This is a genomic window from Nocardioides sp. Z21_20 (assembly GCF_059766585.1).
In genome coordinates this window covers 34051-59508 of record NZ_JCBAJX010000007.1, presented here as the reverse complement: position 1 = coordinate 59508, position 25458 = coordinate 34051, and the positions used below count along the sequence as shown (strand labels likewise).

Genomic DNA, 25458 nt, shown 5'->3' with positions numbered 1-25458 from the left:
CTCAGGGCGCGATGCCGCCGAGGAGCCCGGCGACCAGCGGCACGATGCCCAGCAGCAGGAAGGCCGGCAGCAGGCACAGTCCCAACGGCACCGCGGCCTTGACCCCGACCGCCCGGGCCCGGTCCTCGACCTCGGCGCGGGCCAGGGTGGCGAGGTCGTCGGCGAGCCGCTGCACCGCTCCCACCACCGGGGCACCGGTGGCGTGGGCGCGCGCCAGCGTGCGGCCCAGCGGGCCGAGCACGGCGTCGGCCGCCAGCCCCTCCCACACCGTCTCGGGGTCGAGCCCGACGTCGAGGCGGGCCCGGACCCCGCGCAGCCGGTCGGCCGCCGGGCCGGGCAGAGCGGCACAGACCACGCTGACGGCCTCGGCCGCGGGGGTGCCGACGGCGAGCGCGGCCGCGAACAGATCGACCAGGCAGGCCAGGTCACGGCGCGCCGCCTCCCGCGCCCGCCGCTGGGCGGGTGGCTCCGCGCGGGCCAGCAGCAGCTGCACGCCACCGGCCACCAACACCCCCACCACCGGCCCCGCCGGTCCCCGCACGAAGGCGGCCGCCCCCAGGCCCGCCAGCAGGGCCCAGAGCCACCGCCGGCGCCGCTCGCCGTCCGCCTGCACCCCGGGCGGCGCCGCGGACTGCCACCCGGGCGCGGCGCCCGCCCGGACACCGCTCGCCGGGCCACGCGGAAGGGCCAGCGCCACCGCGGCGGCCGCGGCGAGCGCGGCGAGCAGCGCCGTGGCCCTCACCCGACCCCCGACTCGACACCCTCGGCGATCGCCTCGATCCACCACAGGCCGGCGAAGCCGAACCCGAGCCCACCGGTGAGGCAGGCCAGGCCGAGCGGCTGGGTGATCAGGAACTGCCACGGGTTGCCGCCGGTGCCCGAGCCCATGGCCAGGGCGACCAGGGGCAGCCCCGCCAGCAGCCGCGCCGTGGCCCGCGCGGAGGCCAGCTCCGCCTCCACCACCCGGCGGGTCGTCTGTCCCGCCCGCAGCCCCCGCGCGACTCCGGTGAGGGTCCCGGCCAGCCCCTGGCCCGTGCGGTGCGCGACCTGCCAGGCCGCGGCCACGTGGCGCAGGTCCGCACAGCCCGGGGTGCGCGCCAGGGCCCGGAGCGCCTCCGGGACGTCCGATCCCAGGTGCTGGGCCCGCGCCACCGGACCGAGCGGCTCCCAGACCCCCGCCGCCCGGTCCAGCGCGGCCCCCGGAGGCCGACCCGCGGCGAGCTCGGCGGCGAGCAGCTCGCACGTCTCCAGGACCCGGCCGGCGGCTGCGGCAGCCGCCCGCCGTCGCCGCCTGCGGTGCAGCAGCGCGGCCGCGGCCGCGCCGACGAGGCCGGCCAGCACGGCCAGCAGCACCAGCCGCGCGGAGAGCGTGGTGAGCAGCAGGGCGAGCCCTCCGGCGACCGCGATCACCGTGCGCGGCCCCACCCGCGCTCCGGTGGCGACCGGCAGCACCTCGGCAGGCGGCACCGCCAGCAGCAGCGCGACCAGGGTGGCACCGGCAGCGATCAGCGCCGGCAGCGACGCGGCAGCCGTCAATGCGGCGGTCATCGGCGGCCCAGCCGGGCGGCGAGCAGGTCGGCCCCCTCCCCGGCGCCCGCCTGCTCGTCGCGGAACTCGACGGCCGACACCATCCTCACCAGCCCGTCCGCCTCGCGCACCGGCACCGCCACCTGGCTGAGCACCCGCCGACCGTCGGGACGGCGCGCCATGTGCAGCACCACGTCGACGGCGGAGGCGAACTGGCTGTGCGCCGCGGCCCGGGGCAGGCCGGCCGGCAGAGCCAGCGCCTCCACCCGGCTCGGCACGTCCACCGCCGAGTTGGCGTGCAGGGTCCCGCAACCGCCCTCGTGCCCGGTGTTGAGGGCCGCCAGCAGGTCGACGACCTCGGCACCGCGGACCTCGCCGACCACCAGCCGGTCGGGACGCATCCGCAGCGCCTGACGCACCAGGGTGCGCAGGTCGATCGCACCCGTCCCCTCGATGTTGGCCGGTCGGGCCTCCAGCCCGACCACGTGCGGGTGCGCCGGACGCAGCTCGCTGGCGTCCTCGACCAGCACCAGCCGCTCGTGCGGGGGCACCAGCGAGAGCAGGGCGGCCAGCAGGGTCGTCTTGCCCGACCCGGTCCCGCCGCTGACCAGGAACGCCAACCGCGCGTCGATCACCTCGCCCAGCAGCCGCGCCCCGGCCCGCGTCAGGGTGCCCGCCTCGAGCAGGTCGCTCATCGACAGCGCCTGGCGGCCCGGGACCCGCAGCGACAGCACCGTCCCCGGCCGCGCCACCGGCGCGAGCACGGCGTGGAAGCGGGTGCCGTCGGGCAGTCGCACATCGACGTAGGGGGTGGCGTCGTCGAGGCGGCGACCGCCTGCGGCCGCGAGCCGCTGAGCCAGCCGCCGCACCGCGGCGTCGTCGGTGAACCGCACGGCGGTCGGCTCCAGCCCCGCGCCGCGGTCGAGGAGCACCTGGTCGGGGCCGTTGACCAGGACGTCGGTCACCCCCGACAGGCGCAGCAGCGGCTCGAGGGGGCCGGCCCCGACCACGTCACGGCGCAGCGTCTCGTGGACCGCGAGCACCGTGGCGTCGCCCACCGGCACCCCGGTTCCCCGCAGCGCCTCGGCCACCCGGTGCGGGGTCAGCTCGCCCGGCTCGCGCGCCAAGCGGTCGCGGACCGCCTCCAGCACTGCCGGGGGGAGAGACTCGCTCACGCCGCGGCCCCGGAGTCTCGGACCTCGGCCGCCACCTGGTCCAGCACCCGCACGGCGGCGCGGCCCAGCGGGCCCCGGCGCGAGCGCACCGGCCCGAGACCCAGGTCGACGGCCTCGCCCAGACCCCGCTGGTCGGCCATCGCGGTGAGCACCGGCACCCCCACCGCCCGAGCCACCGCCTCCGGGACGACGGCGCCACCGCGGACCACCAGGCGCAGCACGGCCGGGTCCTCGAACCGGGCGCAGACCCGGGCCGCGGAGGCCACCGCGGGCACCGTGGCCACGCACACCACCAGCAGCCGGTCGCAGCGCGCGGCCAGCTCCTCGACGAGCGCGTCGCCGGTGCGCGGCAGGTCGAGCACCACGGTGTCGTGGCCGCGCTGAGCGGCCGAGAGCGCCTCCCGGACCGCGAACGCCTGCAAGGTGCCCGCGGGACCGGGCCCCCAGGACAGGGCGCCGACCCCGTCGCGCCGGGGCAGCGCCTCGCGCAGCGAGCGTGCGCTGAGCCGACCGGTCGTCTGCTGCAGAGCGTCCCACCGCACACCCGCGGAGTCCTCCAGGCCGAGGAGCCGGTCCACCCCCGGCCCCCACGGGTCGGCGTCGATGACCACCGACGCCGCCCCGTGCCCGGCCACCTGCCCCAGCGCGCACGCCAGGGTGGTCGCCCCCGCTCCACCGCTGCCGCCCAGCACACCGATGGTCAGTCCCCTGGCCCGGCCACCGCCGGCGTCGCCCAGGTCGGTCAGCGCCTCGACCACCCAGGCGTCCGAGCGCGGCAGCTCCGCGACGTTCTCCGCGCCGAGCGACAGGGCCTGGCGGAACAGGTCGTCGGCGACGGCGCCCCACGCCACCACATGCACCCCGTCGCGGCGTCCGGGCCCCGCCTGCGCCAGCTCGCCGGCCAGGTCGGCACCGACCAGGACCAGTGGGGCGGCAGCCCATCGGCGCAGCGCCGCCGGTGCGTCGCGCGCCACGTCGGGCGTCGTTCCGGCCGCCGCGGCCAGCCGCAGCAGCTCGTCGAGCAGGAGGTCGTCGGCGGTGATCAGCAGGGGCGCGGTCATGGCTGCGACGATGCCGAAGCCCGCCCCCATCGGCACCCCGTGACGCCGAGCCTGTGGACGACAGCCGGAATTCCGACGCCTGTGGACGCCGGCTGGCCCGCTCGCTGCCGGGCGCCTCCTATGCTGACCCCATGGCGTACCGCCCGACAGCGGCCTTCTTCGACCTCGACAAGACGATCATCGCGAAGTCCAGCACCCTGGCCTTCAGCAAGCCGTTCCAGGCAGGTGGTCTGATCTCGCGGGGCGCCGTGCTGCGCTCGGCCTACGCGCAGTTCGTCTACCTGGTGGGTGGTGCCGACCACGATCAGATGGAGAAGATGCGCGCGTTCATGTCCCAGCTGTGCGCCGGCTGGGACGTGGCCACCGTCCGCGAGGTCGTCGCCGACACGCTGCACAACATCGTCGACCCGATCGTCTACGACGAGGCCGTCTCGCTGATCGAGGAGCACCACCTGGCCGGTCGCGACGTGGTGATCGTCTCGGCGTCCGGGGCGGAGGTGGTCGAGCCGATCGGCGCCATGCTGGGGGCCGACCACGTGGTGGCGACCCGGATGGAGATCGAGGACGGCCGCTACACCGGCGAGATCGCGTTCTACGCCTACGCCGAGGAGAAGGCCCGCGCGATCCGCGACCTCGCCGAGCAGCGCGGCTACGACCTCGACGAGTGCTTCGCCTACTCCGACTCGATCACCGACGTGCACATGCTCGAGGCGGTCGGCCACCCGCACGCGGTCAACCCCGACAAGGAGCTGCGCAAGGTGGCGGCGGCCCGGGGCTGGCCAGTGCTGGTCTTCACCAAACCGGTCACCCTGCGCTCCCGGCTCACCACCCCCGCCAAGCCCACCCTCGCGGCCCTGGCGGTGGGGGGTCTGGTGGCGGTCGGCTCCGCGATCTACCTGAGCAGCCGCCGCCGGGCATCGTGAGGCCGCACCGGCGTGTCAAGCCTTGATAGTCCCCCCTGATCGGCGTAGAACGGAAGGCAGCACAACCGCACAAAGCGCACCCGAGTCCGGGCACCCACGCGGCGATCTCCCTTTGTTCAGGGCGCTGGCCACACGGGATATTCCCGGGGCAGCAATTAGATGATGCACGCCTGGTAACCCGAGGACTCGAGTGTCGGCGGCGGCACCTGAATCTACGCGAGGCGGGTGCCGCTCGCTGCGGAGTCAGCCCTCCTCGGTGCCCCGGCGCAGCGGGCTCGCCTCGGCCCCGGCGGCGTACGCCTCGGCGGTGTAGAGGAGCCAGGAGTGCACCCCTGCCATCCCGCCCTGGCTGAAGCCGCGCAGGTTCGACTCGTACTGCGCGCGCAGGGCGAGGTGTCCGGCCTCGGGCACGACCAGCGACTTCTCGTCGACGCCGCGCGCCACCAGCACCAGCCGCTCGGTCGCCCGCGCCACGATGCCGTTGTGCGAGGCGAACGGCGCGCCGGTGGCGATGTCGGCGTGCACCACCGCCGCGATCAGCAGCGCGGGCGCCTGGGTCGGGGCCAGCAGCAGGTCCGCGACCCCGCGCAGCCGCACCGCGCCCTCGGCGTCGCGGGGCCGCCCGAGGCGCTCGTGGGGCAGGCTGGCCGCGGCGGCCAGGGCGTGGATCCGGGCGAGCGCCTGCAGCGGGGCGGACTGCAGCAGCGGGGCCAGGCCGAGCAGCTCGGAGGAGAGGCGCAGCGAGTCCTGGGCGACCGCGTCGCCCTCCCCCGTGCGCACCTGGGCGAGGGTGGAGGCCGAGCCCTCGAGGACCGCGCTGGCGTGCGCCCCGCGCAGCAGGGACTCGGCCGTGGTCTCGGGGGTGGTGCGCCGCAGGCCCCGGTCGCGCAGCATCGCGTCGATGCCGTCGCGGGTCGCGGCGTACGCCGAGGCGACGCCCTCGAGCGAGGTGAGCCCGGCCAGCGGGTCGGCAGTCATGGGCCGAAGGCTAGTTGACCGAGGTCGACTCGCCGCGCGCCGCCCGTGCACGCGCCCGACACGGAGTAACCTGCGGAGGATGGACACGCACGGAGCCCCGACCAACCGGGGGCGCGATCACTTCCCCGAGGCGACGTCCTACCCCACCGCCCCGGCGCTGTGGCTGACCGACGACGACCCGGACACCACCGACGCGCCCCGGCGCCCCGGCGCGGCCCGCACCGTCGTCGCGCTCGGCCACCCGCTGGCCGCCGCCTCCCTGTGCACCACGCTCAGCGAGCTCGGCCACGACGTGCGTCACAGCGAGGAGGCGTCGTTCTCGCTGCCCGACTCCTCGGTCGACGTGGTGGTCGTGGTCCACCGGCTGCCGGCCGACCTCCGCGAGATCGCCCGGGTGCTCCGGCCGGGCGGTCGACTCTCCCTGGTCGTCAACCAGCGCGACCGCCGGATCCCCTGGGTGCGCAAGCTCGACCGGATCCTCGACCCCGAGCAGAGCGCCCCCGACGACGAGGCGCCCACCCGGGCGCTGGTCCGCTCCGGGCTGTTCGGCTTCGTGGAGGACACCACCTTCCGCTTCTGGGAGAGCGTCAACCGGACCCGGCTGACCGCGCTGCTGGCCGGCCTGCCCGAGATCTTCGACCTCACCGACGCGCAGACCCGCGCCGAGCGGATCGAGCGCGCCCTCGCCCTCTACGACGACTACGGCCGCGGCAACGACGGGATGCAGCTGCCCTGGCTGAGCCGCTGCTACCGGGCGACCGTGCTCGACGGCCCCACAAAGCCGACCTCCGCCGCCGAGTCCGCCGAGTCCGCCGACGAGCCGGACCCGGTGCCCACGGACGGGACTCCGCACACCGGCGACGGCTCGGGCGACGCACGGGCCACGACGGGAAGCCCCGAGCCGCGCGCCGGCCTCGGGGAGGCCTCCCATCCCGACGAGACAGGCGGAATCCGCGTCGTGGTGGAGTCCCAGGGCCAGGTCACCGACGTCCTGCTGATCGACTTCCGGTGACCCGGTGGGGGTCTGGCGCCAGATCGCGCGGCGCGGCCGCGGGGCCCGCCGGACCCACCTGGGCACGGAGGCCGACCGCGCGACGTTCCGCACCCTGCACACCGCCTCCCTCGCCTCGCCCGCGCTGCGCGAGGGCCTGACCGACTCCAGCGCCGAGCGCAGCATCCGGCACCTGCGGGTGCTGCTCGGCTCGCCCGCCGTGGCGCTCAGCGACACCACCCGGCTGCTCGCCTGGGACGGCGTCGGGGTCCACCACCACGGCGCCCAGGTCTCCGGGCTCACCGAGCGCGCCCTCGAGCACGGCGGCACGCTGGTGGCCGATCCGCGCGAGGTCGCCTGCGATCAGCCCGGCTGCCCGGTGCGCCACGCCATCGTCAGCCCGCTCGTCGTCGAGGAGCGGATCATCGGCACCCTGCAGGTGTTCACGCCCTACCCGACCGGCGGGCTGGTGCGGGCCGCCGACGAGGTGGCCGGCTGGGTCTCCGGACAGCTCGAGCTCGCCGAGCTCGACGCCTCACGGACCCGTCTGATGGAGGCCGAGGTGCGCGCGCTGCGCGCCCAGATCAGCCCGCACTTCATCTACAACTCGCTCGGCGCGATCGCGTCGTTCGTGCGCACCGACCCCGACCGGGCCCGCGAGCTGCTGCTGGAGTTCGCGGACTTCACCCGCTACTCGTTCCGCCGCCACGGGGAGTTCACCACGCTTGCCGAGGAGCTGCGCTCCATCGAGCAGTACCTGCTGCTCGAGCAGGCCCGCTTCGGTGACCGGCTGCAGGTGACCCTGCGGATCGCCCCCGAGGTGCTGGGGGTCACCGTCCCGTTCCTGTGCATCCAGCCGCTGGTCGAGAACGCGGTGCGGCACGGGCTGGCCGGCGCCCACGACAGCGCGGCGGGGTCGGGCCGGGTGACGATCGTGGCCCGCGACCTCGGCCAGGAGTGCGTCATCGAGGTGGAGGACGACGGCGCCGGCGAGGACCCCCAGCGGGTACGCGGCGCGCTGGCCGGCGAGTCCCACCCGGACTCGGTGGGCCTGGGGAACGTGGACGAGCGGCTGCGCAACTCGTTCGGCGACGACTACGGTCTGGTCGTGGAGACCGCACCGGGTGCCGGCACCAAGGTCATCGTCCGGGTCCCCAAGTTCGCGCCGGGGGTGCACACGTGAGCACGACCGCACCGCCCCGACTCAGGGTCCTGCTGATCGACGACGAGCGCCCGGCCCTCGACGAGCTCACCTACCTCCTCGAGCGCGACCAGCGGGTGCGGGAGGTGCTGGCGACCGACACCGCCACCGAGGCGCTGCGCATGCTGCAGGACCTCGAGGTCGACGCGGTCTTCCTCGACGTGCAGATGCCCGGGCTCTCGGGGCTGGACCTGGCCCAGGTGCTGGCCCGCTTCAAGAGCCCACCCCCGATCGTCTTCGTCACCGCCCACGACGAGCACGCGGTGGAGGCCTTCGAGCTGCGTGCGGTCGACTACGTGCTCAAGCCGGTGCGCGAGGAGCGGCTGGCCGAGGCGGTACGACGCGTCGTCGCCGGCGGCGTCCGCCCCCCGGTGGCGGGCGGCGACCAGGTCCCCGTGGAGCGTGGCGGCGTCACCCGGTTCCTGAGTCGCTCGGAGATCACCCACGTGGAGGCCCAGGGCGACTACGCCCGGCTGCACACCCCCAGCGGCTCCCACCTGCTGCGCACGCCGCTGTCGGCGCTGGAGGAGGAGTGGGGCTCGGCCGGCTTCGTCAGGATCCACCGCTCGCTGCTCGTCGCGCTCGCCCACATCAGCGAGGTCCGGATGGAGGGTGGGCGCTGCACGGTCTTCGTCGCCGGCTCCGAGCTCGGCGTCAGCCGTCGCCACACCCGCCAGCTGCGCGAGCTGCTGCTGCGCCGCGGTCCGGCCGGACGCGAGACGTGAACGCGCCGGGGCCCACCGGCCCGCCCACCCGGGTCCGCGTCACCGGCCCCGCGCGACGGCGTACCCCGGCGCCGGCCACCCGGGCCCGCGAGATCGACGCCGGCACCCGGCTCGGGGCGGTCTACATGGGCTCGCTGCTGCGCGAGCAGCTGCGCCTGGCCCTGGGCGTGTTGACCGCGCTCGGTCTCGGCGTCGGGCTCCTGCCGCTGCTGTTCCACCTCCTGCCGGGGCTCGCCGCCCACCACGTGCTCGGGGTGCCCCTGCCCTGGCTGCTGCTGGGGGTGCTCGTCTACCCCTACCTGGTCCTGCTCGGCTGGCTCTACGTCCGCCGCGCCGAGGCCAACGAGCGTGACTTCGCCGCGCTGGTGGAGGAGGCCGAGCGGTGACCTCGCTGCCGGGCATCGTCGCGGTCGTCCTGGTCACGCTGGCGACCCTGGCGATCGGCACCTGGGGGCTGCGGTTCTCGCGCACCACCAGCGACTTCTTCGTGGCCTCGCGCACCGTGCGCCCGCGCCTGAACGCCTCGGCCATCGGCGGGGAGTACCTCTCGGCGGCCTCCTTCCTGGGCGTCGCCGGCCTCGTCCTCACCTTCGGCGCGGACATGCTCTGGTACCCGGTCGGCTGGACCGCCGGCTACCTCGTGCTGCTGACCCTGGTGGCCGCACCGCTGCGCCGCTCGGGTGCCTACACGCTGCCCGATTTCGCCGAGGCCCGGCTCGGCTCGCGCCGGGTCCGGGCCGTCTGCTCGCTGCTGGTGGTGGCCGTCGGCTGGCTCTACCTGCTGCCGCAGTTCCAGGGCGCCGGGCTCACCCTGGAGTCCGCCATCGGCGCGCCGCCGTGGGCCGGCTCGCTGATCGTCGCCGTCGTGGTGCTGATCAACGTCACCTCCGGCGGGATGCGCTCGATCACCTTCGTGCAGGCCTTCCAGTACTGGCTCAAGCTGACCGCCCTGTTGATCCCCGCCGCCGTCCTGGTCGCGGTCTGGCTCGGCGACGGCCGCCCCGGCCCGGGCGCCCGGGTGACGCCCCCGGGCAGCGACCTGTGGTCGCTGCCGCTCGGCGACGGCGGCAGCGGCCAGGGGCTCTACGTCACCTATTCGCTGATCATCGCCACCTTCCTCGGCACGATGGGGCTGCCGCACGTGGTGGTGCGCTTCTACACCAACCCCGACGGCCGGGCCGCGCGGCGCACGACGCTGGTGGTGCTGGTGCTGCTGGGGCTCTTCTACCTGCTGCCCCCGGTGTACGGCGCGCTCGGCCGGGTCTACGCCGCGGAGCTGGCCGCCTCCGGGCACGCCGACGTGCTGGTCCTGGAGCTGCCGCGGCTGATGGTCCCCGGCGTGGCCGGCGAGGTGCTCACCGGCCTGGTCACCGCCGGCGCGTTCGCGGCGTTCCTGTCCACCTCCTCGGGGCTGGGGATCGCCGTCGCGGGCGTGCTCAGCCAGGACGTGACCGGGCACCGCCTCGGCACGCTCTTCGCCGGGCGCCGGCTGTCCGGCGTCACCGCCTTCCGGGCCGCGGCGGTGCTGGCTGTGCTGGTGCCGGCGGTGCTCGCGCTGGCCAGCCCGGACGTCGGGGTCGCCCGGACCGTCGGCCTGGCCTTCGCCGTCGCGGCGTCGACGTTCTGCCCGCTGCTGCTGCTGGGGATCTGGTGGCGCGGGCTCACCGACGTCGGCGCCGTGTGCGGGCTCGTCGTTGGCGGCGTCGGTGCGGGCGCCGGGGTGATCCACACCCTCGCGGAGCCTGCCGGCACCGGCTGGAGCTCGGTGCTGCTGGGCCACCCGGCCGCCTGGAGCGTTCCCGCGGCGCTGCTGGCGATGGTGCTGGGCAGCCTCGCCACCCGCGCGCGGGTCCCGCAGCACGCCGGCCGGTTCATGGTGCGGCTGCACACCCCCGAGGCCGTCGACCTCGACCGCGGCTGACCGGCGGGCTCCGTCGGGCGACCGCTCGTCGCGCCGTACGTGCCGTTGGGCGACGTCTGCCGCCCGCCGGGCGCACGGTCCGGGCCGTCCACTGCCGGGTGTCCCCGCCCGCTCCTACGGTGACCCACATCACATTCTCAGGAAAGGCAGCCACCGTGAGCACCAAACCCCACGCGCAGGCCTCGCGCCACGACCCGGTCTACGACCGGCTCGCCGAGACTCCCGAGTTCGCCGAGCTCCGCAGCAAGTACCGCGGCTTCGTCTTTCCGGCCACGGTCGCGTTCCTCGTCTGGTACCTGCTCTACGTCATCATGTCGAACTGGGCTAACGACTTCATGAACACCAAGGTCATCGGCAACATCAACGTGGCCCTGATCTTCGGCCTCCTGCAGTTCGTGACGACCTTCGCGCTCGCGTGGGTCTACAGCCGTTTCTCGACCGCCCGCCTCGACCCCCTGGCGCGCCACCTCAACGACGAGTACAACGCCACGGTCGCCGACGAGCACGGGAAGAGGCACTGATCCATGGACACCAACCAGGTCCTCACCACCGTCCTCTTCCTCGGCGTCGTCGCGCTGACCGTCGCCATCACCTTCTGGGCGAGCCGCCAGACCAGCGGCAGCGACGACTTCTATGCCGGCGGGCGCGGCTTCTCCGGGTTCCAGAACGGGCTGGCGATCGGCGGCGACTACATGTCGGCCGCCTCGTTCCTCGGCATCTCCGGAGCCATCGCGCTCTACGGCTACGACGGCTTCCTGTACTCGATCGGCTTCCTCGTCGCCTGGCTGGTGGCGCTGCTGCTGGTCGCGGAGATGCTGCGCAACTCCGGGCGCTACACGATGGCCGACCAGCTGGCGTTCCGGATGAAGCAGCGCCCGGTCCGGATGGCGGCGGCCACCTCGACCGTGGCGGTGTCGATCTTCTACCTCCTCGCCCAGATGGTCGGCGCGGGCTCGCTGGTGGCTCTGCTCCTCGACGTCGAGAGCCAGGCGATCAAGAACCTCACGATCTTCGGGGTGGGCCTGCTGATGATCTTCTACGTCACCGTGGGCGGCATGAAGGGCACCACCTGGGTGCAGATCGTCAAGGCCGTCCTGCTGATGCTCGGCTCCGCGTTGATCGTCGTGATGGTGCTCGCGAAGTTCGACTTCAACCTCTCCGAGCTGCTCGGCACCGCCGCGTCCAACACCGGCAAGGGCCAGGCGTTCCTGGAGCCCGGCCTGCGCTACGGCGTGGACCTGACCAGCAAGCTCGACTTCGTCTCGCTGGGCATCGCGCTGGTGCTCGGTACCGCCGGGCTGCCGCACATCCTGATCCGCTTCTACACCGTCCCGACCTCGCGCGACGCCCGCAAGTCCGTGCTCTGGGCGATCGGCCTGATCGGCGTCTTCTACCTGTTCACGCTGGTGCTCGGCTTCGGTGCCGCGGCGCTGCTCAAGGGCGACGAGGCCGCCGAGGTGGCCACCAGCAAGGGCAACCTGGCCTCCCCGCTGCTCGCCGAGGCGGTGGGCGGCGGAGCCGGGTCGACCGGCGGCGCGATCCTGCTGGCGCTGATCGCGGCGGTGGCCTTCGCGACGATCCTCGCGGTGGTCGCCGGGCTGACCCTGACGTCGTCGGCCTCGGTGGCCCACGACATCTACAACAACGTGATCAAGAAGGGCACCGCCACGGAGAAGGAGGAGATCAAGGTGACCCGCATCGCGGCGCTCACCATCGGCCTGATCGCGATCCTGCTGGCGATCCCGGCGCAGAACCTCAACATCGCGTTCCTGGTGGCGCTGGCCTTCGCGGTGGCCGCCTCGGCCAACCTGCCGGCGATCGTCTACAACATGTTCTGGCGGCGCTTCAACACCCGCGGCGCCACCTGGAGCATCTACGGCGGCCTGATCTCCTCGCTGGGCCTGGTCTTCTTCTCCCCGGTGATGTCGGGCAAGGGCGTCGTCGACGGTGTGAACCAGAGCCTGCTCCCGGCCAGCGTCGACATCTCCTGGTTCCCGCTGGAGAACCCGGGCATCGTGTCGATCCCGCTGGGGTTCCTGTTCGGCTTCCTCGGCACGATCAGCGCCCGGGAGCCCGAGGCGGAGGAGCGCTACACCGAGCTCGAGGTCCGCGCCCTCACCGGCGCCGGAGCCGAGGGCGCGGTGGTGCACTGACCCAGCCGGGTGACCCGAGGGGCCTTGTGGTGACCCACACCACAGGGCCCCTAGGGTGGCCGTGAAGCCGATCCAGCCCCGACCTGAGACACCCCGGGAGAGACCGTGAGCGACGAGAACGAGACCCTGTCCAACCTGATGCACGAGGAGCGCCGCTTCGAGCCCCCGGCCGAGCTGGCCGCCTCGGCCAACGTGGGCGCGGAGGCCTACGAGCGGGCCGCGGCGGACCGGGAGGGGTTCTGGGCCGACCAGGCCGACCGGCTGACCTGGGACAAGAAGTGGGACCGGGTCCTCGACTGGGACGACGCTCCCTTCGCGAAGTGGTTCGTCGGCGGCCGCCTCAACGCGGCGTACAACTGCGTGGACCGCCACGTCGAGGCCGGCAACGGCGACCGGGTCGCGCTGCACTGGGTGGGCGAGCCCGCCGACGACGAGCGCACGCTCACCTACGCCGACCTGCAGGCCGAGGTCTCCCGCGCCGCCAACGCGCTGCTCGCGCTCGGGGTCGAGGCCGGCGACCGGGTCGCGATCTACCTGCCGATGATCCCCGAGGCGGTGATCGCGATGCTCGCCTGCGCGCGGATCGGGGCTCCGCACACGGTGGTCTTCGGCGGCTTCTCCTCCGACGCCCTCGCCTCGCGGGTGGTGGACTGCGAGGCCAAGGTGATCATCACCGCGGACGGCGGCTACCGCCGCGGCGCCGCCTCGGCCCTCAAGCCGGCCGTCGACGAGGCCCGCGAGAAGACCCACGCCAAGGGCTTCGACGTGCGCAACGTGCTGGTCGTGCGCCGTACCGGCCAGGAGGTGGCGTGGGAGGACGGCGTGGACGTGTGGTGGCACGACGCCGTCGACAGCGCCTCCGCGGAGCACGCCTGCGAGTCCTTCGACGCCGAGCACCCGCTCTACGTGATGTACACCTCCGGCACGACCGGCAAGCCCAAGGGCATCCTGCACACCACCGGCGGCTACCTGGTCGGCTCGTCGTACACGCACTGGGCGGTCTTCGACCTCAAGCCCGAGACGGACGTCTACTGGTGCACCGCGGACGTCGGCTGGGTGACCGGCCACAGCTACATCGTCTACGGGCCGCTGGCCAACGGCGCCACCCAGGTGATGTACGAGGGCACGCCCGACACCCCGCACAAGGGCCGCTGGTGGGAGATCATCGAGAAGTACGGCGTGACGCTCTTCTACACCGCGCCGACCGCGATCCGCACCTTCATGAAGCAGGGCCGCGAGATCCCCGACGGGTTCGACCTCTCCTCGCTGCGGCTGCTCGGCTCGGTGGGCGAGTCGATCAACCCCGAGGCGTACATGTGGTACCGCGAGGTGATCGGCGCGGAGCGCTGCCCGATCGTCGACACCTGGTGGCAGACCGAGACCGGCGCGATGATGATCTCGCCGCTCCCGGGCGTCACCGCCGGCAAGCCCGGCTCGGCGATGAAGGCGCTGCCCGGCATCAGCGTCGACGTGGTCGACGACCGGGGGAAGTCGGTGCCCAACGGCTCCGGCGGCTTCCTGGTGGCGACCGAGCCCTGGCCGGCGATGCTGCGCACCCTGTGGGGCGAGGACCAGCGCTACAAGGACACCTACTGGTCGCGCTTCGCCGAGGAGGGGTTCTACTTCGCCGGCGACGGCGCCAAGAAGGACGAGGACGGCGACATCTGGCTGCTGGGCCGCGTCGACGACGTGATGAACGTGTCGGGCCACCGGCTGTCCACCACCGAGATCGAGTCGGCGCTGGTCTCACACCCCAAGGTCGCCGAGGCGGCCGTGGTCGGCGCCAGCGACGAGACCACCGGCCAGGCCGTGTGCGCCTTCGTGATCCTGCGCGACGAGGCGGGCGACGGTGGCGAGGACATCGTCGAGGAGCTGCGCCGCCACGTCGCCAAGGAGATCGGCGCGATCGCCAAGCCGCGCCAGGTGATGGTGGTCCCCGAGCTGCCCAAGACCCGCTCGGGCAAGATCATGCGCCGCCTGCTCAAGGATGTCGCCGAGAACCGCCAGGTCGGCGACGTGACCACGCTGGCCGACTCCACGGTGATGGATCTGATCCAGGGCAAGCTGACCTCCGGGCAGGCCACCGACTGACCCCTCGGGTCGACGCGTTCCCCACGCCGAGCCGCGCAGCCTCACGACACCACGTCGTGGGCCTGCGCCGGCTCGCGTCAGCGGTGGGGAGGCTGGAAGAGGTCGGGGATGCCGTCGTGGTCGTCGTCGACCTGCTCGCGGCGCTCCATGTCCCGGTAGTGGCGGTTGCGCGGGACGAGGACGACGGCGGCCAGCGCGGCGGCCAGGATGGAGGCACCGAGGACGGCGATCTTGGCGTGATCGCCGTGCGCCGACTCGGCCCCGAAGCTGAGCTCGGAGATCAGCAGCGAGACCGTGAACCCGACGCCGGCGAGCAGGGTCATCCCGAACAGGTCGCGCCAGGCGATGTCCTCGTCGAGGTTGGCATGCCGGCTGCGGGTGACCAGCCAGGTCGAGGCCATGATCCCGATCGGCTTGCCCAGCACCAGGCCCGCGACGATGCCCCAGAACACCGTGTCGGTGAGCAGCGAGCCGAGCCCGCCTCCGTCGGTGAGGGACACGCCCGCGGAGAAGAACGCGAAGACGGGGATGGCGAAGCCGGCCGACATCGGGCGGAAGCGGTGCTCGAGGTGGTCGGCCAGACCCGGGCCCTCGGCGTTCTGCTTGCGCAGCACCGGCACCGTGAAGCCGAGCACCACACCGGCGATGGTGGCGTGCACGCCGGACTCGAGGAAGCAGACCCAGGTGAGGACCGCGAGGGGGAACAGCAGCACCCACGGCGCCCACCAGTGCCCCCCGATGAACGCCGGGAAGCGCTGCACCAGCACGGCGTAGACGGCGATCGGCACGAGCGCCGCGAGCAGGTACTGCAGCTGCAGGTCGGTGGAGTAGAAGATCGCGATGATGCAGATCGCGATGAGGTCGTCGACCACCGCGAGGGTCAGCAGGAACAGGCGCAGGGGCGAGGGCAGCTTCGAGCCGATCACGGCGAGCACCGCGACCGCGAAGGCGATGTCCGTCGCCGTCGGGATGGCCCACCCGCGCAGCATCTCTCCCCCGGTGCCGAGGTTGAGCAGCACGTAGATCAGCGCCGGCACCGCGACACCCCCGAACGCGGCGGCGACGGGCACGATCGCCCGGTCGAGCGTGCGCAGGTCGCCGGCGACAAACTCCTTCTTCAGCTCCAGGCCGACCAGGAAGAAGAACAGGGCCAGCAGTCCGTCGGCCGCCCAGTGCCCCAGGCTGAGGTCGAGGTCGAAGCCGAGCACCTCGCCGCCGACGTGCAGGTCGCGCAGCGCGAAGTACTCGTCGCCGAACGGCGAGTTGGCCCAGATCAGCGCGATCGCCGCGCCGGCGATGAGCAGCAGACCGCCGATCGTCTCGGTGCGCAGGATGTCGGCGACCCGCTGGTACTCGGTCCAGCTCGGCCGGGACAGGACCTTGGAGGTCGAGGGGGCAGGGGGACGGGAGCTCATCGCAGAGGAATCCTTCGGGGGTTCGGACGGCAGGGCACAGCACGTGCCGACCAGACTTCCCGGCTCACCATGCTCGAGCCTACCAAGAGGCGTTGTAAGGTCAGGCAGGTCAACCCGGACCTGACCAACCAGCGGAGGAAGATCCATGGCATCCGAACCGGTGAAGGACACCGATCCGACCATCGGCCGTCTCGTCTCGGACGCCAGCCGCGACATCTCGTCGCTGATCTCCAACGAGATCAAGCTCGCCAAGTCCGAGCTGAAGGTCAGCGTCACGAACGGCGCGACCGGAGCCGGCTTCTTCGCCGGAGCCGCCCTGCTCGGTGTGCTCGCGATCATCATGTTCTCGGTCGCCCTGGCCTACCTGATCCACTGGAACGGCAGCGGGCTCGACCTGCACTGGGCGTTCCTGATCGTGTTCGCGTTCTACCTGCTGCTCGCCGGCCTGCTGGTCTTCCTGGGCATCAAGAAGGTCAAGAAGGTGAAGGCGCCCGAGCGCGCCATCCGCCAGGCCCAGGAGAGCAAGACCCTGCTCAAGCGGAGCTGACCCCGCCGCTGGTTCGCCGGCTCCCGGGCGCCCGGCGCGGCGACGTACTGACCTCACGAAACCCGCACTTCCCACGTGTTCCTTCGCGTGGGAAGTGCGGGTTTCACGAGTTAACGTGGGGTTCCCGAGGCCAGCGTGACCCCAATGAGCACCCGTCCCGCGTACGTCGCTCAGCCGGCGCAGCTGCCGGTGTCCACCTCGGTGTCGCTCAGACTGCCCTGTCGCGCGCTCTGCGCGACCGCGTCGGCGGTGAGCGCGTAGCCGGTCTCGGCGTCGGTCACCGACGCCGCGAACACCACCCCGGCGACCTCGCCCGACCCGGTGATCAGCGGCCCGCCGGAGTTGCCCGGGCGGACCAGCCCGCGCACGGAGTACACCTCGCGCACGATCGAGCCGTCGCCGTAGATGTCGGGTGAGCGCAGCCGCTGCTGCGAGCGGATCCGGCCGGGCTGCGCGTCGAAGGGGCCGTCCTGCGGATAGCCCAGGATCGCGATGCTCTGCTCGTCCTCGGCGCTGTCGAAGCGCAGCGCGGGCCGGCCGGCGTCGTCGAGCGCGAGCACCGCGACGTCGAGCTGGGGGTCGTAGTGGACGACCTCGGCACTGACCGTGTCGTCCCCGATCACCACCTCCGGGTCCCGCACGCCGGCCACGACGTGGGCGTTGGTCATCAGCCGGTCGTCGTCGTAGAGGAAGCCGGTGCCCTCGACACCCCGGCCGCAGACGTTCTGACCCCGGACCTTCAGCACGCTCTGCTGGGCCTCCTGGACCGCCGGGCGGCGCAGGGTCTTGGTGTCACCCGGGGCGACCTCGACGATGGTCTCGGGCGCGAACGGCTCGAGGTAGCGGGGGAAGAACGTCGTGCCCACCACGTTGTTGAACGCCTGGAGGACCTGACCGGCGGCGGCGGGCAGCGCCTCGTCGACGTGGCTGAGCACCTGCGAGCTGCGCACCATCGGCGTCACCGCCCCGATCCGCGAGCCCGACACCGCGACACCCAGCGCCCAAGCGACGAGGAGGACGGCGACGGCGCTCAGGGCCGCGCCGCCCACCGCGTCGACGGCGCGCACCGGCTGCCAGGTGATCCGGTCGCGGATCCGGGCGCCGGCGTACTGCAGCAGCGCCTGGCCGAGGGTCGCGGAGAGGATCACGATGAACAGCGCGCCGAGCGAGACCCACACCGAGGGCTCCGCCTCCCCCAGCGCGGTCGGGGCGAGCCAGACGCCGAGCAGGCCGCCGAGCAGCAGCCCGGTGGTGGCGAAGGCTCCGGTGACGAACCCCTGCCAGTAGCCCGACAGCGCGTAGGCCAGGACGAGGACGACGAGCAGCCAGTCGAGCACGTTCATCCGCGCGTCTCGCTCTCGTCGGCGTCCTGGTCGTCGTTCTGGTCGGCGTCCTCGATGTCGAGCAACCGCGTGTTCGGCGGCGGGCGGTGGGCCGGCTCGCCTTGGAGCATGTAGCCGGGCAGGTCGCGCACCTGCGCCTCGTCCCACTCCTGGGTCCAGCCGAGGAAGTCGAAGAGCCGGGCGATGATGCCGCCGGTGAAGCCCCAGAGGATGACGTCCTTGTCCTCCCCGATCATGAAGCCGGGGCCCAGCCAGCCGCTGGGGTGGCGCACCCGGATCCGGTGGGTGGGGTCGAGCAGGTCGTCGATCAGCACGTGGTGGACGGCGTGCACCTCGTCGCGGCTCGCGATGCCGACGCTGCCGCGCTCGCGCCACCAGCCGAGCACCGGGGTGACCGCGAAGTTGCTCGGCGGCAGCCACAGCTCCGGGAGCCGGCCGAACACCTCGACGGAGGCCGGGTCGAGCCCGATCTCCTCGTCGGCCTCGCGCAGCGCCGCCTGCTCGGGCGTCTCGCCGGGGTCCAGCGCGCCGCCGGGGAAGGAGACCTGGCCGGGGTGCGAGCGCATGTCGTGGGCGCGCTCGGTCAGCAGCAGCTCACGCCCCCGCTCCCCCTCGCCGAACAGCATCAGCACCGCGCCCTTGCGCGCCCGGCCGCCCTCCGGCGGCTGGAACCGGGTCAGGTGGTCGACGGTGATCTCCTCGGCCGCGCGGCGTACCGGCTCGAGCCAGGCCGGGATCACAGGTCGATCCCGAGGTGCTCGGAGACCAGTTCGACCAGCTGCTCCTCGGACCTCAGCGGCACCGCCACCTGGCTGAGCTCGCCGTCGGCGGAGAGGAAGGCGAAGTGCGGCAGCCCGCGGACCTGCAGGTCGCCGGCGCGGTTGGTCTCGCCGCCCGGGTCGGCCAGCAGCGGGTAGGTCACGCCGGTCCTCTCGACGAGCGCGAGGGCGCGCTCGGGGTCGTCCTGGGAGTCGATGCCCACGATCGGCGCCCGGTCGCCGTACTTCTCGTGGAAGGCCTGCAGGATCGGCATCTCGGTGCGGCACGGAGCGCACCACTGGGCCCACCAGCTGAGCACCAGCGGGCCCTCCAGGCGCGACAGGTCCACGGACTCGCCGCCGCCGAGGCACTCCAGGGTCAGCTCGGGTAGCGGCCCCTCGCCCGGGCTGCCGGCGCCGGGCGTGCAGGGCTCGACGCCCAGGCTCGTCTTGGTCTTGCGCAGCTCGGGGGTGTCGACGTCGACGTCGGCGGGGCCGACCGAGGGCACCGACCAGCCGCGCTGCTCGTCGCCGTCGTCGGAGGCCGGCGCGCAGGCGGATCCGCTGAGCGCGAGTACGGCGGCGGCCAGCGCCGCGGACAGGGTCCGGCTCATGCGGGGCCCTGGGTCTTGACCAGCGCCGCGGCCACGATCGGGTCGGTGGGCCCCGCGCCGTACGCCGGGCACCAGCGGGCGACCGGGCAGGCCCCGCAGGCGGGCTTCTTGGCGTGGCAGATGCGCCGGCCGTGCCAGATCACGTGGTGGCTGAGCATCGTCCAGTCGCGCTTGGGGAAGAGCTCCGCGACGGCGTGCTCGACCTTGACCGGGTCGGTCTCCTCGGTCCACCCGAAGCGGCGCACCAGCCGCCCGAAGTGGGTGTCGACGGTGATGCCAGGGATGTCGAAGGCATTGCCGAGCACCACGTTGGCGGTCTTGCGTCCCACGCCCGGCAGCTGCACCAGGTCGTCGAGGCGAGGCGGCACCTCGCCGCCGTGGCGCTCGACCAGGGCCTGGCTGAGCCGGAGCAGGGCATCGGTCTTGGCCCGGAAGAAGCCCAGCGGCCCGATGATCTGTTCGAGCCGCTCGCGCTCGGCGCCGGCCATCGCGGCGGCGTCGGGGTAGGTCGCGAAGAGCAGGGGGCGCACGGCGTTGACCCGCCGGTCGGTGGTCTGCGCGCTCAGCACCGTCACGACGAGCAGCTGGAAGGGGTCGTCGAAGTCCAGCTCGCAGCGGGCGTCCGGGTAGGTCTCGGCGAGCACCCGGTCGATCTTGCGGGCGCGGCGGACCAGGGACGTGTCAGGCACGGCGCCCAGACTACGGGGGAGGAAGCGAGGGTGCCGATTCTGCTGTGCACACGCCTGACGTGGCGCGGACACGGGGGAGGGAGTACGCCTGTGACGAGGCCCACGGCTAGGATGCACTATGTCACTGCGCGGTCCCCGGGTGGTGTTGACGACGATGGAGGTGTCGTGGACAACGACGTACTGCGCCAAGCCCCCCTGTTCAGTGCCCTCGACGACGAGGCCGCCACCGCTCTGCAGGCCTCGCTGGCCGAGAGCCGGCTGCGCCGTGGCGAGGTGCTGTTCCGTGAGGGCGACTCCGGCGACAAGCTCTACGTGGTGCTCGAGGGCAAGGTGAAGCTCGGGCGGACCTCCTCCGACGGACGCGAGAACCTGCTCGCGATCCTCGGCCCCGGCCAGATGTTCGGCGAGCTGTCGCTCTTCGACCCCGGTCCCCGTTCCGCGACGGTCACCTGCGTGACCGACGCGACGTTCGCCTCGCTGTCCCACGAGGACCTGCTGCGCTGGCTCGAGGGGCGCCCGATGGTCGCCCGCGGCCTGCTCTCCCAGCTCGCCGCGCGACTGCGCAAGGCCAACGACGTCGTCGCCGACCTGGTCTTCTCCGACGTGCCCGGCCGGGTCGCCAAGGCGCTGCTCGACCTCGCCGACCGGTTCGGCCGCACCGCCGACGACGGCGTGCACGTCCACCACGACCTCACCCAGGAGGAGCTGGCCCAGCTCGTCGGCGCCTCCCGGGAGACCGTCAACAAGGCTCTGGCCGACTTCGCCTCCCGCGGCTGGCTGCGCCTGGAGCCCCGCTCCGTCGTGATCATGGACATCGAGCGCCTCAGCCGCCGCGCCCGCTGACCCTCCCCCGCCGTACCCGCGCCCCGCGTCGCCGCGTCGCCGCGCCGCGCCTCCGCGCGCGCCGCACCCCCGACTTGTAACGCGGGGTTATGCCCACTGCCACAGCGTTATTTCGCTGCGATGGTGGGCATAACCCCGCGTTACAAGGGGCCTGGGCGCGCGCGACGGCGGCGCGCGGGCGGCGCGGGGTCAGACGTGCGGGAGACGCTGCTCGTTGAGGTAGGCGATCTGGGCGCGCACGGACAGCTCCGCGGCGCCCCAGAGCACGGGGTCGACGTCGGCGTAGACCATCTCCACGATCCGGCGCGGCAGCTCGTCGATGGAGATGCCCTCGGGGTGGTCGGTGGCGGCGATCCGGTCGACGGCGTCCTCCACCTGGGCCAGGCGCTCGCGGCGGTGGGCGATGTAGAAGTCGAGCACGGTCAGGGCGTCGTCGATGACGGGGCCGTGGCCCGGCCAGACGGCCTGCGCCTCGCCCGCCTCGGCCAGCCGGTGCAGCCGGTCGAGGGAGTCGAGGTAGGCGCCGAGCTGACCGTCGGGGTGCGCCACCACCGTCGTGCCGCGGCCGAGCACCATGTCGCCGGTCAGGATCGCGCCGTCGCCGGGCACCAGGAACGACAGGGAGTCCGCGGTGTGTCCCGGGGTCGCGACGACGCGGATCTCGAGGCCGTCGACCTCGACGACGTCGCCGTCGGTGAGGCCCTCGGTGCCCAGCCGGTACGCCGGGTCGAGGGCGCGCACGCCGCAGCCCATCCGCTCGGCGAACTCTCGGGCCGCCTCGGAGTGGTCGGCGTGGTGATGGGTGAGCAGGACCGTCGCGACCTCGCCGGCCGCCTCGGCCACCGCGTCGAGGTGGCTCAGGATCGACGGCCCGGGGTCGACGACCACCGAGCGTCGGGCGCCGGGCTCGCGCAGCACCCAGGTGTTGGTGCCGTCCAGCGACATGATGCCGGGGTTCGGGGCGAGCACGCACCGCGCTCGCTCCCCGAAGGACCCTCCTGCCCAGGTCACGACTCCATCTCCATCTCCGCGCGCACCCGTTCGCCCAGCGCCACGAGCCGCTCGGGGATCTCCAGGTGCGCCTCGTCGCCGGCGAACCGGGCGGTGGGCTCGACGAGCGCCACCTCCCGCTCACGCCCGATGCGTACGGCGTGCGCCGGGTCGCCGGCGGCGAAGAGCTCGACGCAGGTGTAGTACTGCGGCGGCAGCATCAGCAGCTCGTCACGGTGGGCGGCGCCCAGCGCGTCGCGCACCGAGAGCCACATCACCTCCTGCGACTCCGAGGACACGTCGCGGGTGCGCTGTCCCTCGGGCAGGTCGGCGAGGAAGAACCAGGTCCGGTAGCGGCGCGGCTCGAAGACCGGCGTCAGCCAGCACGCCCACGGCGTGAGCAGGTCCGAGCGGACCACCAGGTCGCGCTTGCGCAGCAGCTCGGTGAACGACAGCTCGCGCTGCTCCAGGGCCACCCGGTCGGCCTCCCAGTCGTCCCCGGTGGTGTCGGCGACCACGGAGTCGGGCGACGGGCCGGCCAGCAGTACGCCGGACTCCTCGAACGTCTCCCGCACGGCCGCGTAGACCAGGGCGCGGGCCAGGCCCACCTCGACGCCGAGGCGCGCGGACCACTCCTCGGCCGACGGTCCCGCCCACGGCAGCGCGTCGTCGTCGCAGTCGTGATCACGCGGGTCCACCCCGCCGCCGGGGAAGACGGCCATCCCCGCCGCGAACGCCATGTCGACATGGCGCCGCAGGAAGTAGACCTCGAGCGATCCCGGGCCCGCCTCCTGCGAGCGCGCGCCCCGGGTCAGCACGATCGTGGCGGCGTTGCGCGGCTCGGCGGGGGTACGGCGCCCCTCGGCGAAGTCGCGGGCCTGCTCGGCCAACCGCCCCGGCAGGGCGCGCGTGAAGTCGAGCATCAGACCTCCACGATCAGCTCGACCTCGACCGGAGCGTCCAGCGGCAGCACCGGCGTGCCCACCGCCGAGCGGGCGTGGCGCCCGGCCTCGCCGAAGACGTGCCCGAGCAGCTCGGAGGCACCGTTGGCCACGAACGGCTGGCCGGTGAAGTCCCGGGTCGAGGCGACGAAGACGACGACCTTGACGATCCGCTTGACCAGCTCCAGGTCGCCGATCTCGGCCTGCACCGCGGCGAGCGCGTTGAGCGCGCACTGCTGGGCGCACTCGGTCGCCTCCTCGGCGGTGACCTCGCCGCCGACCTTGCCGGTGTACATCAGCTCACCGCCGCGCATCGGCAGCTGGCCCGAGGTGAAGACGTGGATGCCGCTGCGCACGGCCGGCACGTACGACGCGACCGGCGCCGCGACCTCCGGCACCTCCAACCCGAGCTCAGCGAGCCGCTGCGCGACGCTCATCCCTGGATCGGGCGCTTGAAGTAGCCGACGAGGTTCTCCGGGTTCATCCCCGGCGCGACCTGGACGAGCTCCCAGCCATCGGCTCCGAAGTTGTCCAGGATCTGCTTGGCGGCGTGCGTGAGGATCGGTGCGGTCAGGTACTCCCACTTCGTCATGGGGGCGACCCTACTCCGAGCGGCACCCGCGTCCGGCACACGTCATCCCGTGGGTGGACGCGTCCACCGCCCGGCGCCATCTACGGTGGCCCTCGTGGACCAGCCAGTCACCCCCCGCCAGCCCTGGCGGCTCGACGAGCGCGGGCGCCGGTGGTTCGACCGGCTGCTGGTGGCCTTCCTGCTGCTGCCGGTGCCGGTGCTGATGATCAGCGGAATGGGCACCTCCGCCGTCTTCTCGGCCGCGGAGCTGATCCCGCTGCTGTGGCGCCGCAGCCGCCCGGTCGCGGTGTTCGCCGCCGTCGCCGCGGCCAGCGCCCTGCAGGCCGTGGTCCTCACCGAGCCCACCTGGGGCCAGGTGGCGTTCCCGATCGCGACGTACTCGCTGGCCCGCCGATGCGGCGCCGTGCCCTCCGCCGTGGCGCTCGCGGTCGGCGTGTGCGGCGCCCTCGTCGCCTCGTGGCGCTGGCTGATCTCCTACACCACGGGCACCCTGAACGCCTTCCTGTCCTACTTCGTGACGATCTCGGTGATCGTGCTGGCGGCCTGGGCGCTAGGCACGCTGGGGCGCATCCGCGAGGCGTACGTCGCGGCGCTGGTCGAGCGCGGCGAGCGGATCGAGCGGGAGGCGCACCAGCGCGTCGCCCTGGCCGCCACCGAGGAGCGCTCACGGATCGCGCGCGAGATGCACGACGTGGTCGCGCACGGGCTCTCGGTGATCGTCGTCCAGGCGGACGGGGCGCGCTACGCCGCGGCGCACGACCCGGAGGTGGCGACCCGCACCCTGGAGACGGTGGCCGCCACCGGCCGGGAGGCGCTCACCGAGATGCGCCGCCTGCTCGGGCTGCTGCGCACCGGAGGCGACACCGGCACCCGTCCGCAGCCGCGCCTGGACGACATCGCGGTGCTGGTGGCCGAGGCCCAGGAGGCGGCCGGGGAGCGCGGCCGGGTGCAGGCCCGGTTGCCGGCGCCCGGGACGCAGGTGCCGCCCGGCGTGGCCCTGACGGCGTACCGCGTCGTGCAGGAGGCGCTCAGCAACGTCCGCAAGCACGCGGGCCCGGCCGCCTCCACCCGCGTGGAGGTGTGCGTGGGCACCGACCTCCGCGTGCTGGTCGAGGACGACGGCCGGGGCGCGGCGAGCCTCGACGATGGCCGCGGCCTCGGGCTGGTCGGGATGCGGGAGCGGGTGCTGGTGCACGGCGGCGACCTGGTCGCCGGACCCCGGCGCGACGGCGGCTACCGGGTGTCGGCGAGGATCCCGCTGTGAGCGAGGCATTCCCCGACCTACCCGCCGACGGGCCGCCGAGCCGGTGCGCGGACGGCCCGATCCGGGTCTTCCTGGTCGACGACCAGCAGATGGTGCGCGCGGGGTTCGCGATGCTCGTCGGCAGCCAGCCGGATCTCGAGGTCGTCGGCGAGGCCGGCGACGGCCGCGAGGCGCTGGAGCGGCTCGCGGTGACCCGCGCGGACGTGGTGCTGATGGATGTGCGGATGCCGCGTCTCGACGGCGTCGAGGCGACCCGGCTGCTGGCCGCCCGGCCCGGGGCGCCCCGGGTGATCGTGCTGACCACCTTCGACCTCGACGAGTACGCCTTCAGCGCGCTGCGCGCCGGCGCCTCGGCCTTCCTGCTCAAGGACGCGGCCCCACCCGACCTGCTCGGCGCGATCCGCTCGGTGCACCGCGGCGACGCGGTGGTCGCGCCGAGCACCACCCGCCGGCTGCTGGAGCACTTCGTCGCTGCGCTGCCCGACCCGCGTCCCGCGGGCACCGACGAGCGCCTGGCGACACTGACCGAGCGCGAGCGCGAGGTCCTGGTGCTCATCGGCCGGGCGATGTCCAACACCGAGATCGCCCGGCACCTGGTGGTCGCGGAGGCGACCGTGAAGACCCACGTCAGCCGTCTGCTGGCCAAGACCGGCGCCCGCGACCGGGTGCAGCTGGTGGTGCTGGCCTACGACTGCGGGCTGGTCGCCCCCGGCTGA

27 protein-coding genes are annotated in these 25458 nt (G+C 73.6%); 13 read left to right on the top strand and 14 right to left on the bottom strand.

The genetic code is table 11. The features are described from left to right. Nucleotide 1: 1 nt before the first annotated feature. The 4 genes from AC6EH9_RS12670 to ssd are packed head-to-tail and all read right to left on the bottom strand — an operon-like array spanning nt 2 to nt 3763. Nucleotides 2–742 carry a type II secretion system F family protein gene (locus tag AC6EH9_RS12670; RefSeq protein WP_498423594.1) on the bottom strand — a complete coding sequence of 247 codons (741 nt, stop codon included), beginning with the start codon at nt 740–742 and terminating at the stop codon, nt 2–4. Next, entirely contained in the window at nt 739–1548 is an 810-nt protein-coding gene (locus AC6EH9_RS12665) for a type II secretion system F family protein (protein ID WP_498423593.1), read from the bottom strand. Before AC6EH9_RS12665 ends, AC6EH9_RS12670 begins: the two co-directional genes overlap by 4 nt. Then, nucleotides 1545–2702 carry a TadA family conjugal transfer-associated ATPase gene (locus tag AC6EH9_RS12660; RefSeq protein ID WP_498423592.1) on the bottom strand — a complete coding sequence of 386 codons (1158 nt, stop codon included), beginning with the start codon at nt 2700–2702 and terminating at the stop codon, nt 1545–1547. Before AC6EH9_RS12660 ends, AC6EH9_RS12665 begins: the two co-directional genes overlap by 4 nt. After that, nucleotides 2699–3763: a septum site-determining protein Ssd gene (gene ssd / locus AC6EH9_RS12655; protein WP_498423590.1), complete on the bottom strand. Its 1065-nt coding sequence runs from the start codon at nt 3761–3763 to the stop codon at nt 2699–2701. The genes AC6EH9_RS12660 and ssd overlap by 4 nt, the downstream gene beginning before the upstream one ends. 131 nt (nt 3764–3894) lie before the next feature. Between ssd and AC6EH9_RS12650 the strand changes: the two genes are divergently transcribed. Beyond that, a complete protein-coding gene (locus AC6EH9_RS12650; protein ID WP_498423589.1) occupies nt 3895–4686 on the top strand; it encodes an HAD family hydrolase in 792 nt (263 codons plus the stop codon). Between the two features lie 243 nt (nt 4687–4929). On the opposite strand, the gene AC6EH9_RS12645 is transcribed toward AC6EH9_RS12650, so the two are convergent. After that, the gene (locus tag AC6EH9_RS12645) at nt 4930–5664 is read right to left on the bottom strand and encodes a Fic family protein (RefSeq protein ID WP_498423587.1); all 735 of its coding nucleotides are present in this window, start codon (nt 5662–5664) and stop codon (nt 4930–4932) included. A gap of 79 nt (nt 5665–5743) precedes the next feature. Here AC6EH9_RS12645 and AC6EH9_RS12640 point away from each other — a divergent pair, with 79 nt between their 5' ends. The 8 genes from AC6EH9_RS12640 to acs all read left to right on the top strand — a co-directional run bounded on the left by AC6EH9_RS12640 (nt 5744) and on the right by acs (nt 14746). Further along, nucleotides 5744–6676, top strand: a complete 933-nt coding sequence (locus tag AC6EH9_RS12640; RefSeq protein WP_498423586.1) for a class I SAM-dependent methyltransferase — start codon at nt 5744–5746, stop codon at nt 6674–6676. Between the two features lie 4 nt (nt 6677–6680). After that, nucleotides 6681–7838, top strand: coding sequence for a sensor histidine kinase (locus AC6EH9_RS12635; protein WP_498423585.1), 1158 nt, complete (start codon nt 6681–6683; stop codon nt 7836–7838). Next, nucleotides 7835–8581 carry a LytR/AlgR family response regulator transcription factor gene (locus tag AC6EH9_RS12630; RefSeq protein ID WP_498423584.1) on the top strand — a complete coding sequence of 249 codons (747 nt, stop codon included), beginning with the start codon at nt 7835–7837 and terminating at the stop codon, nt 8579–8581. The genes AC6EH9_RS12635 and AC6EH9_RS12630 overlap by 4 nt, the downstream gene beginning before the upstream one ends. Next, nucleotides 8578–8967 carry a DUF485 domain-containing protein gene (locus AC6EH9_RS12625; RefSeq protein ID WP_498423583.1) on the top strand — a complete coding sequence of 130 codons (390 nt, stop codon included), beginning with the start codon at nt 8578–8580 and terminating at the stop codon, nt 8965–8967. The genes AC6EH9_RS12630 and AC6EH9_RS12625 overlap by 4 nt, the downstream gene beginning before the upstream one ends. Continuing rightward, nucleotides 8964–10502, top strand: coding sequence for a sodium/solute symporter (locus AC6EH9_RS12620; RefSeq protein ID WP_498423582.1), 1539 nt, complete (start codon nt 8964–8966; stop codon nt 10500–10502). Before AC6EH9_RS12625 ends, AC6EH9_RS12620 begins: the two co-directional genes overlap by 4 nt. Before the next feature lie 155 nt (nt 10503–10657). Then, a complete protein-coding gene (locus tag AC6EH9_RS12615) occupies nt 10658–11023 on the top strand; it encodes a DUF485 domain-containing protein (RefSeq protein ID WP_498423581.1) in 366 nt (121 codons plus the stop codon). A 3-nt stretch (nt 11024–11026) separates the two neighbouring features. Further along, on the top strand, nt 11027–12655 hold the full coding sequence (locus tag AC6EH9_RS12610) for a monocarboxylic acid transporter (protein WP_498423579.1): 1629 nt from the start codon (nt 11027–11029) through the stop codon (nt 12653–12655). A 138-nt stretch (nt 12656–12793) separates the two neighbouring features. Further along, the gene (gene acs / locus AC6EH9_RS12605) at nt 12794–14746 is read left to right on the top strand and encodes an acetate--CoA ligase (protein WP_498423788.1); all 1953 of its coding nucleotides are present in this window, start codon (nt 12794–12796) and stop codon (nt 14744–14746) included. Nucleotides 14747–14823: 77 nt separating this feature from the next. On the opposite strand, the gene nhaA is transcribed toward acs, so the two are convergent. After that, nucleotides 14824–16161 (bottom strand): Na+/H+ antiporter NhaA, encoded by a 1338-nt coding sequence (nhaA, locus tag AC6EH9_RS12600; RefSeq protein WP_498423578.1) that lies wholly within the window; start codon nt 16159–16161, stop codon nt 14824–14826. Between the two features lie 145 nt (nt 16162–16306). On the opposite strand from nhaA, the gene AC6EH9_RS12595 reads away from it, so the two are divergent. Further along, the gene (locus tag AC6EH9_RS12595) at nt 16307–16708 is read left to right on the top strand and encodes a phage holin family protein (RefSeq protein ID WP_498423577.1); all 402 of its coding nucleotides are present in this window, start codon (nt 16307–16309) and stop codon (nt 16706–16708) included. Nucleotides 16709–16878: 170 nt separating this feature from the next. Here the strand turns inward: AC6EH9_RS12595 and AC6EH9_RS12590 are convergent, their stop codons facing one another. From AC6EH9_RS12590 to nth, 4 genes are read right to left on the bottom strand one after another with little or no spacing between them, the layout of a single operon-like run. Then, entirely contained in the window at nt 16879–18051 is a 1173-nt protein-coding gene (locus tag AC6EH9_RS12590) for a MarP family serine protease (protein ID WP_498423576.1), read from the bottom strand. After that, entirely contained in the window at nt 18048–18791 is a 744-nt protein-coding gene (locus AC6EH9_RS12585) for an NUDIX hydrolase (RefSeq protein WP_498423575.1), read from the bottom strand. Before AC6EH9_RS12585 ends, AC6EH9_RS12590 begins: the two co-directional genes overlap by 4 nt. Further along, nucleotides 18788–19423: a TlpA family protein disulfide reductase gene (locus AC6EH9_RS12580; RefSeq protein ID WP_498423574.1), complete on the bottom strand. Its 636-nt coding sequence runs from the start codon at nt 19421–19423 to the stop codon at nt 18788–18790. Before AC6EH9_RS12580 ends, AC6EH9_RS12585 begins: the two co-directional genes overlap by 4 nt. Beyond that, a complete protein-coding gene (gene nth / locus AC6EH9_RS12575; protein WP_498423573.1) occupies nt 19420–20112 on the bottom strand; it encodes an endonuclease III in 693 nt (230 codons plus the stop codon). The genes AC6EH9_RS12580 and nth overlap by 4 nt, the downstream gene beginning before the upstream one ends. Nucleotides 20113–20277: 165 nt before the next feature. Between nth and AC6EH9_RS12570 the strand changes: the two genes are divergently transcribed. Further along, nucleotides 20278–20955 carry a Crp/Fnr family transcriptional regulator gene (locus AC6EH9_RS12570; RefSeq protein WP_460794616.1) on the top strand — a complete coding sequence of 226 codons (678 nt, stop codon included), beginning with the start codon at nt 20278–20280 and terminating at the stop codon, nt 20953–20955. Nucleotides 20956–21144: 189 nt separating this feature from the next. Here AC6EH9_RS12570 and AC6EH9_RS12565 read toward each other — a convergent pair whose 3' ends face one another. From AC6EH9_RS12565 to sp36, 4 genes are read right to left on the bottom strand one after another with little or no spacing between them, the layout of a single operon-like run. After that, a complete protein-coding gene (locus AC6EH9_RS12565) occupies nt 21145–21966 on the bottom strand; it encodes an MBL fold metallo-hydrolase (RefSeq protein WP_498423572.1) in 822 nt (273 codons plus the stop codon). Continuing rightward, nucleotides 21963–22868 carry an NUDIX hydrolase gene (locus tag AC6EH9_RS12560; RefSeq protein WP_498423571.1) on the bottom strand — a complete coding sequence of 302 codons (906 nt, stop codon included), beginning with the start codon at nt 22866–22868 and terminating at the stop codon, nt 21963–21965. Before AC6EH9_RS12560 ends, AC6EH9_RS12565 begins: the two co-directional genes overlap by 4 nt. Next, entirely contained in the window at nt 22868–23323 is a 456-nt protein-coding gene (locus AC6EH9_RS12555) for a RidA family protein (protein WP_498423570.1), read from the bottom strand. Before AC6EH9_RS12555 ends, AC6EH9_RS12560 begins: the two co-directional genes overlap by 1 nt. Beyond that, nucleotides 23320–23478 (bottom strand): Sp36 family protein, encoded by a 159-nt coding sequence (sp36, locus tag AC6EH9_RS12550; RefSeq protein ID WP_498423569.1) that lies wholly within the window; start codon nt 23476–23478, stop codon nt 23320–23322. The genes AC6EH9_RS12555 and sp36 overlap by 4 nt, the downstream gene beginning before the upstream one ends. 94 nt (nt 23479–23572) lie before the next feature. Here sp36 and AC6EH9_RS12545 point away from each other — a divergent pair, with 94 nt between their 5' ends. Both AC6EH9_RS12545 and AC6EH9_RS12540 read left to right on the top strand, forming a co-directional pair. Continuing rightward, on the top strand, nt 23573–24742 hold the full coding sequence (locus tag AC6EH9_RS12545; protein WP_498423568.1) for a sensor histidine kinase: 1170 nt from the start codon (nt 23573–23575) through the stop codon (nt 24740–24742). A 59-nt stretch (nt 24743–24801) separates the two neighbouring features. Beyond that, entirely contained in the window at nt 24802–25458 is a 657-nt protein-coding gene (locus AC6EH9_RS12540) for a response regulator (RefSeq protein ID WP_498423786.1), read from the top strand.